At 69.0% G+C, this 7,205-nt stretch carries 6 protein-coding genes; 3 read left to right on the top strand and 3 right to left on the bottom strand.

The window, feature by feature from the left end; genetic code table 11:
- The first annotated feature begins 292 nt into the window (after window positions 1–292).
- Complete coding sequence (locus F8271_RS28695; RefSeq protein WP_151492965.1) at window positions 293–2,287, top strand: hypothetical protein; 1,995 nt, start codon at window positions 293–295, stop codon at window positions 2,285–2,287.
- A 10-nt stretch (window positions 2,288–2,297) separates the two neighbouring features.
- Window positions 2,298–2,879 carry a hypothetical protein gene (locus F8271_RS28690; RefSeq protein WP_151492964.1) on the top strand — a complete coding sequence of 194 codons (582 nt, stop codon included), beginning with the start codon at window positions 2,298–2,300 and terminating at the stop codon, window positions 2,877–2,879.
- Window positions 2,880–3,013: 134 nt separating this feature from the next.
- Here F8271_RS28690 and F8271_RS28685 read toward each other — a convergent pair whose 3' ends face one another.
- Both F8271_RS28685 and F8271_RS28680 read right to left on the bottom strand, forming a co-directional pair.
- Window positions 3,014–4,192, bottom strand: coding sequence for a cell wall metabolism sensor histidine kinase WalK (locus F8271_RS28685; protein ID WP_151492963.1), 1,179 nt, complete (start codon window positions 4,190–4,192; stop codon window positions 3,014–3,016).
- Window positions 4,189–4,857: a response regulator transcription factor gene (locus F8271_RS28680; RefSeq protein ID WP_088951539.1), complete on the bottom strand. Its 669-nt coding sequence runs from the start codon at window positions 4,855–4,857 to the stop codon at window positions 4,189–4,191. Before F8271_RS28680 ends, F8271_RS28685 begins: the two co-directional genes overlap by 4 nt.
- A 138-nt stretch (window positions 4,858–4,995) precedes the next feature.
- Here F8271_RS28680 and F8271_RS28675 point away from each other — a divergent pair, with 138 nt between their 5' ends.
- Window positions 4,996–6,102 (top strand): peptidase C39 family protein, encoded by a 1,107-nt coding sequence (locus F8271_RS28675; RefSeq protein WP_151492962.1) that lies wholly within the window; start codon window positions 4,996–4,998, stop codon window positions 6,100–6,102.
- On the opposite strand, the gene F8271_RS28670 is transcribed toward F8271_RS28675, so the two are convergent.
- On the bottom strand, window positions 6,103–7,205 hold a 1,103-nt coding region (locus F8271_RS28670; RefSeq protein WP_192580503.1), incomplete at its 5' end, for a PQQ-binding-like beta-propeller repeat protein.

Genomic DNA, 7,205 nt, shown 5'->3' with positions numbered 1-7,205 from the left:
TGGCTCACCGGCAGTCCTGAAGAGGCCTTCGACTTCGTCTACGACATCCACATCGGCACCATCACACCCGGACCCTGACCGCACCCGTCACCCATCAACCCCCGACGGACTTCCGGCTCGGACCACTAAGCCACGGCCTTGGAGTCACAACTTGAGCATAAGAAAAGTCCATCGTTGGCGCCAGCGCCGCCAAAAAGTTGCTCGTCTAACGACGGTCGTCCTGATCGCCGCCGCTCTTCCTGTGCTGGATGGCAGACCGGCTCTGGCAGCGAACGACGTTGTAGTGTCAAGCATGTCTGTCCTTCCGGCGCGGCCAATTTACGGTGGGGTGCAATACGTCGGCGCGAACCCCAAACTTGCTGTCACGCTCAGCCGGCTGGGTGGCATCATAAAGCCGTACACGACCATCGAACTGTGGGAAGTCGGCACATCCGAGGCAGTAATCTGGCAGGCCGGAACGGGAGATCTAGCTCGATACGTGCCAGACGGGGTTCTGATTGACGGAAAGACTTACCGGTGGCGGGCCCGCGGACGCGACGCCCAATATTCCACCGTGCCTTACGGCCCATGGTCCGCATGGTCCACGATTACCGCCGACACGGTCGCCCCGACGCCACCGACGATCGCGTCCTTGGCGTACCCGCAGGATCAAACCGTCGCCAGCGGCGGAGTCGGCGAGTTTACGATCACCAGCACCGGCATCGAGAAGGAGGCTGCCGAACTCTGCTACAGTTTCGACGCGGGAACGGCTCAATGCTCTTCGGGTGGCCTCCTCGCCGACGGCCGACGGAGCACGACCGCCTCCATTACCCCTGCCGAAGGTTGGCACTCGTTGGCGGCCTGGACGGTCGACTACGCCGGTAACGTCGCCGAATCGGCCACGTACGAATTCGGTCTGACCACCACCAACGAGAAGACTCTCGGGCCGGATTACGAGACGATCCCGTCGCTGCCGATCCCTCCGTCGGTGCCTGATCCGACGCCGACCGGGGATCCGACCGCCCTGCCCACTGTCGGCGGCACCCTGAAACTCCCGAATGGCAACCCGGCTGTCGGCTTCGTGGTCAACATCTACCCGGTCGCCGAGGGCGAGTCCGCGCCGATCGCCGAAGCGACGACCGGCAACGACGGCTCCTGGTCGGTGACGCTGACGAACCTCTCACCAGCGCTCCAAGCTGAAGCCATCGCGAACGACGGTGTCCTCAACGTCGACGCCGTCGCGCTCGGTCAACAGAACGACGGGACGCGCGACTTCGCCGGTGTGATGAGCCTCCAAACCGGGGTCGCTGCCGCCGGCACCCTGACCGAAGCGGCAGTGCTAGCACGCCAGTCGCCGCGGTTCTCTGCACCTCTCGTGCCGATCCTGACTGAGCCCGAGCTCCAGCCGACACCAACTGCGGCGGAGTACGCCAACAGCTTCGCTGGGCAGGAAATCCGTAACCCCACGTCTGTCACCACGGAAGACACGGCGTTCGATTTCCACAAGTTTCTTCCCGCGACCAGCCCCTCACGGGATCCGCAGAACCCCAACATCATCGGCTCCACGAACTACGCGAACACCGTCGTCCAGCCATTTTCTGGCGGCTTTGGGGTACAGGCCGACGGCAGGATGGCCGCTGCGGCCAGTTGTTCGTCGATGACCACACGGACCGACACCATCTCCACGAATTACGCCTACACCACGGTCGGCGAGCACCATGCCTACTGGGACGTCACGGGCAAGGCGACCTACGGTGTGACAGCCAACAGCGACCTGACGGTGGGCCTCAGCTACAACTCTGGCAGTTCCTGGGGCGCATCCGGCACCGCACACGTCGGCAACAACTGGGGCTACACCGCCAACTCTGGCGCCCGAGGTCCGTACTATTCCAGGGAACTCGATGTGCCGATGCAGTACAAGCGCTACCGGATCTACTACTGCAACAGCAACACGCGCCAGTGGAAGTACGCCTACGACACTATCAAGCCGATCAAGGTTTATGTGCCCAACGGTTGGTACGCCTCAAGGGCTGGAGCCAACCTGATCTCGATGGACGGCTACTACAAGTGGGCTGCGGCACCGTACCGGTATAAAATCACTCGCAACATGGGATACAGCCAGACGTCGGGCAAGACGCGTGGGTTTGGCGCGGCGGCGAGCCTCTTCGGCTTCGGCGTCACCGCCACTACCAGTCGGTCGACGAGCCGGCAACAAGATTACGACGCCGGGAGTAAGACCGGCCCCGCGCACGATATCTTCATGCAACAGTGCATGACCTGCGGGCCAAAGGGTTTCTACAGCTATTAGGAGTATTGCTGTGAGCGGTCAGCTCAAGAAACGGCGTGCGCTGATCGCTTCGCTTATCGTGATGGTGGGGGCGGCCATCGCCGTCCCCATCATCCTGAAGGCAAGCGACAACGCTCGGTCCGGCAACCTGATCACACATTCAGACCTCACTAGCGCAACTTTGTACGCCCGCACCCCGCTCGTTGGCGACGCGGTGATGTTCGGCATCGACATGCTCGACATCGCGCCGGGAAAAACCATCACCATTCTGGGGGTTGAACTCCGTAGAGCTACGCCAGGAATAGAGCTCAGGGGCGCGCGGGTCTACGAAATAGAAGACTTCGACAAGACCGTTCTCCTGGGTTGGCAGACCCAGAATGGGGACGCCGAAGACCCCCACCGTCGACCCTCCACCGACCTGGTCGGGACCACCCTCACCGGTCCACGGAACAACGCAAGGTTCATCATGTTCGAATTCGCTGTCTGCGCCCCGGGTGAGCTGGCGATCGACGAGCTTGAGATTAGGTACAAGAACAAAGAGAACGTGTACCGTCAGCGAATGAAAGTTAGATTCGAGGTTAGAGGCGCTCAACGCGGAACCTCGTGCCCATAGCGGTATCGCCGAGGCCCAACGGCTAAGTGATCGAAGGACCCGCAGGACATAGAGGTGCAGGGGCGGGCGTGACCCTGCCGACAATTCTTCCTGTGTCCAGACGGGAGTGTCGAAGGGTCGCGCCCGAACGCCTCTCAGCGCCCGTCACCCGCTTCCGCGTTGCCCACGGGCACCGCGTCGGCACAGGGCAGGTCGACGGTCACCTCCAGGCCACCGCCGGGCTGCGCGATGACCCGTACCGTGCCGCCGTGGGCGTTGCAGACCGCCCGGACGATGGACAGCCCCAGGCCGGACCCGCGGGCACCGGTGCGTTCCCGTCCGCCGCGCCGGAACGGCTCGAACAGTCCCGGCACGTCGGCCTGGTCCACCTCGAACCCGGTGTTGCCGACCACCAGCCATGAGCGGTCGCCGTCGGTGCCGGTACGCACCCAGAGCCGACCGTGCAGGTGGTTGTAGCGGACCGCGTTCTCGATGAGGTTGCCGGCCAGCCGGTCGAGCAGTCCCGGGTCGCCGACCACCGGCGCGGACTCCAGCGATGTCTGCACCCGCAGGCCGATCCGGTCCACCTCACGACGCATCGCCGACAACGCGTTGGCGGTGCCGGCGGCCAGATCACATTCGGTACGCCGACCGAGTCGCCGCCCGGCCTGCGCCTCGCTGCGGGCCAGCACCAGCAGCGCGTCCACCAGCCCGTTCGCCCGCTCCGAGGCGTCGCGGACCACGGTGGCCATCCGGCGGTACTCGGCGGCGTCCGCATCGTCGTCGCTGAGCGTCACGTCGATCTCGGTGCGCATCACGGCGAGCGGAGTCCGCAGCTCGTGCGAGGCGTTGGCCACGAAGCGTTTCTGCGCCTCGAACGCGGACGCGATCCGGTCCAGCATCGCGTCGAACGTCTTGGCCAGCTCGGCCACCTCGTCGTCGGCGCCCGAGTAGCCGATCCGCTGGTCCAGGGTCGCCTCACCGAGCCGCTGCGCGGTCGCCGTGACCTGATGCAGGGGGCGCAGCGCCCGGCCGGCCACCGCGTACGCGCCAGCCACCCCGACCACGCTGATCGCGAGCAGCGCGACCAGGCCCTTGGCCAGCAGCTCCCCGGAGGCGGCATCGACGAGCTGCCGCTGCCACTGCGCGGCGTCCATCTGCCGGCCGTCGGAGAGCAGCACGATCGTTCCGGGCACCAGCTCGTCGGTGGGTCGCAGTGCGTCGCGGACCAGCAGCCAGGCCAGCAGCACCAGGATCGCTCCCGCGCCGATCAGCAGCACGCCGTTGAGCAGGGTCAGCCGCAGCCGCAGCGTCGGACGCAGGCGGCGGCTCACGCGCCGACCTCGGCCGTCCGGTAGCCGGCGCCGACCACCGTCTCGATCAGCGGCGGGTCACCGAGCTTCTTGCGCAGCGTCATGACGGTGACCCGGACGATGGTGGTGAACGGGTCGGTGTTCGCGTCCCAGACCCGTTCCAGCAGCTCCTCGGAGGAGACCACCGCGCCGCGCGCCTTGAGCAGCTCGCTGAGCACCCCGAACTCCTTGTTGGTGAGGTCGACGGGCACTCCGGCGCGGGTGGCCACCCGGCGGGCCGGGTCGAGCACCAGGTCGGCCAGTTCGAGCACCGGCGGCGCCGCCGGAGTGGCCCGCCGGCCCAGCGCCTGCACCCGGGCCACCAACTCGTCGAAGGCGAACGGCTTGGGCAGGTAGTCGTCCGCGCCGAGCTGCAACCCCTCCACCCGGTCGGCGACCGTGCCGCTGGCGGTCAGCATCAACACCCGGGTCAGCGCGCCGGAGGCGGCCAGGTCGGCGCAGATCTGGTCGCCGTGCACACCCGGCAGGTCACGGTCGAGCACCACCACGTCGTACCGGGTGACGAACGCCGCCTCGTGGCCGGCGTCGCCGTCGTACGCCACGTCGACCGCCATCCCCCGCTTGCGCAACCCGCGCGCGATCGCGTCGGCGAGGTTGCGCTCGTCCTCCACCACCAGTACCCGCATCCCGGCCTCCTCGCTGCTGACCACCGACAACCTAGTGCCGGCCGGCAACCATCGTCCCTCGCCGTCCGCGCCGGTCGGCGTTGCGGACCAGCTCGGCGTACGCGATGCTGCCCGCACCGAGCGACGGACGGACCCGGCATGAGCAGCACGGCAGAACCCACCCGGCGGGACATCGCCTACCGGGGCTTCCACCTCCCGGCGGACTCGACGGCCGGCACCGTCGACGAGCGGGGCGGGTGGACGTCGCCGCCGGTGCGGGTCGGCTTCGAGGTCGCCGAGGTGGTGCCGTCGTGGACCGCCGACACCCCGGACGGCTGCTGGATCGAGGTCGAGCTGCGCGGCTGGCACGGCGACGCGCCCAGCACCGACTGGTACCTGCTGGCCCGCTGGTCGGCCGACGACCGCACGGTACGGCGCACCTCGGTGCCCGGCCAGCGCGGCGGTGACGCCCGGGTGGACACCGACACCCTGACCGTGACGGGAGCGACGGTCACCGGCTGGCAGGCGCGGGTGACCCTGTGCCGGCCGGCGGGCAGCCCGACCGGCCCGGTGCTGCGCAGCATCGGCGCGGTCGCCACCGGGCGCACACCCGTCGGGCAGGGGTACGAGCCGGTGCCCGCCTCGACCGCCGCTCGGGGTCGGGTGCTGGACGTGCCCCGCTACTCACAGCGGCTGTACGCCGGACAGCACGCGCAGTGGGGTGGCGGCGGCAACTCCTGGTGCAGCCCCACCTGCACCTCGATGGTGCTCGCCTACTGGGGTGCCGCGCCGCCGCCCGAGCGGTACGCCTGGGTGCAGCCGCCCGGCCCGCGTCCGGTGGTGGTGCACGCCGCCCGGCACTGCTACGACCACGCCTACGCCGGGACCGGCAACTGGCCGTTCAACACCGCGTACGCGGGTCTGCACGGGGTGGACGCGTTCGTCACCCGGCTGCGGTCGCTGACCGAGGCGGAGGCGTTCGTCGCCGCCGGCATCCCCCTGATCGTCTCCGCGGCGTTCCGGGCCGACGACGTGCCGGGGCTCGCCTACGACACCCGCGGGCACCTCATGGTGCTGGTCGGCTTCACCGTCGACGGCGACCCGGTGCTCAACGACCCGTACGCGCCGGACGACGACTCGGTACGGCGGACGGTGCCCCGGCAGCGGTTCGCGGCGGTGTGGCAACGCGGCAGCGGTGGCCTGGCGTACGTGCTGCGGCCCACGTCGGTGCCACTGCCCCCGCCGCCCGAGCAGGCCAACTGGTGATCAGTCGGGGGTGCGCAGCAGCCGGTACGAGCCGTCGACGCGCTGGCAGAGCAGAACGCCCACGCTCGCCTGGCAGCTCCCGGCGACGCCGGGCAGCACGTCCAGCGGGCGCGCCTTCCCGGCGCTGACATCGAGCCGCGCGACGTACAGTCCACCGTCCGGATGCCGGCGCACACCGACCAGCGGGTTGCCGAAGCCGGACTGGGCCAGCTCCCAGCCGCCCAGCTCGGCCACCTCCCGGCCGGACGCCGGATCGAGCACGACGAGCTGCTCCAGTCGCGTGCCGGAGCTGTTCGCCACGCTGGCGACCAACCGGTCGCCGTACGAGAACACCCACGACCAGCGGTCGCTGTACCAGCGCGGTTCGCCGGTGGCGGGGTCCACCGCCCACAGCCCGACACCGCCGAGGTGCAGACACAGCACCGGGCCGCAGTCGAACGCGAACTCGGCCTGCCGGGCGGGGACGCTCCACCGCCTCTCCAGCCGATCCAGTCCGTACGCGGTGATCGTGGCCGGGCTCCCCGTGATGGTCACCAGCAGGTCGTTCACCACCTGCGTGATCTGGGGCCCGCCGCCGGAGTCGCCCAGGTCGGCAGTGGCCAGTGCCGCACCGGTGGTGGCGTCGCGTACCTCGATCCGACCGCCCGCCCGCGTGAGCACCATGCGGTCCGCCCCTCGCCCCCGGTGCCGGAAGCTGACGGCGGCGTCCGCCGACACCTGCCAGCGCACGGTGCCGCAGCAGGGATCGACCGCGCGTAGGCCGATCGGGTCGTCTCCGCTGCTGGACTGCAGCAACAGATTGCCGTCCGCCAGCTCGACGGGGCTGCCCGGCTGCTGCCACCGGTACGCCCCGGTCTCCCGGTCGAACGCCAGGGACAGCGAGCCTTGACCGGGCATGTCGCTCTCGTAGACGGTGACCAGCAGCGCCCCGCCCACCGACGCGATTCCCCAGGACCGGCCCTCCACCGGCACCGGGGTCTGCCACACCCGCTCGCCGCCCGGCATCCGGTAGACGGTCAGGGTCCGCTGTGTCGGCCGGGCGGGGACCGGGTCGAGGACCACGAACACGCCGTCGGCGAGCAGCGTCTCGCCGGCGCAGATCG

The organism is Micromonospora sp. ALFpr18c, assembly GCF_008868155.1.
Classification (GTDB): domain Bacteria; phylum Actinomycetota; class Actinomycetes; order Mycobacteriales; family Micromonosporaceae; genus Micromonospora.
Note: the sequence above shows the minus strand (reverse complement) of the source record. Positions and strands in the feature narration are given on the sequence as shown.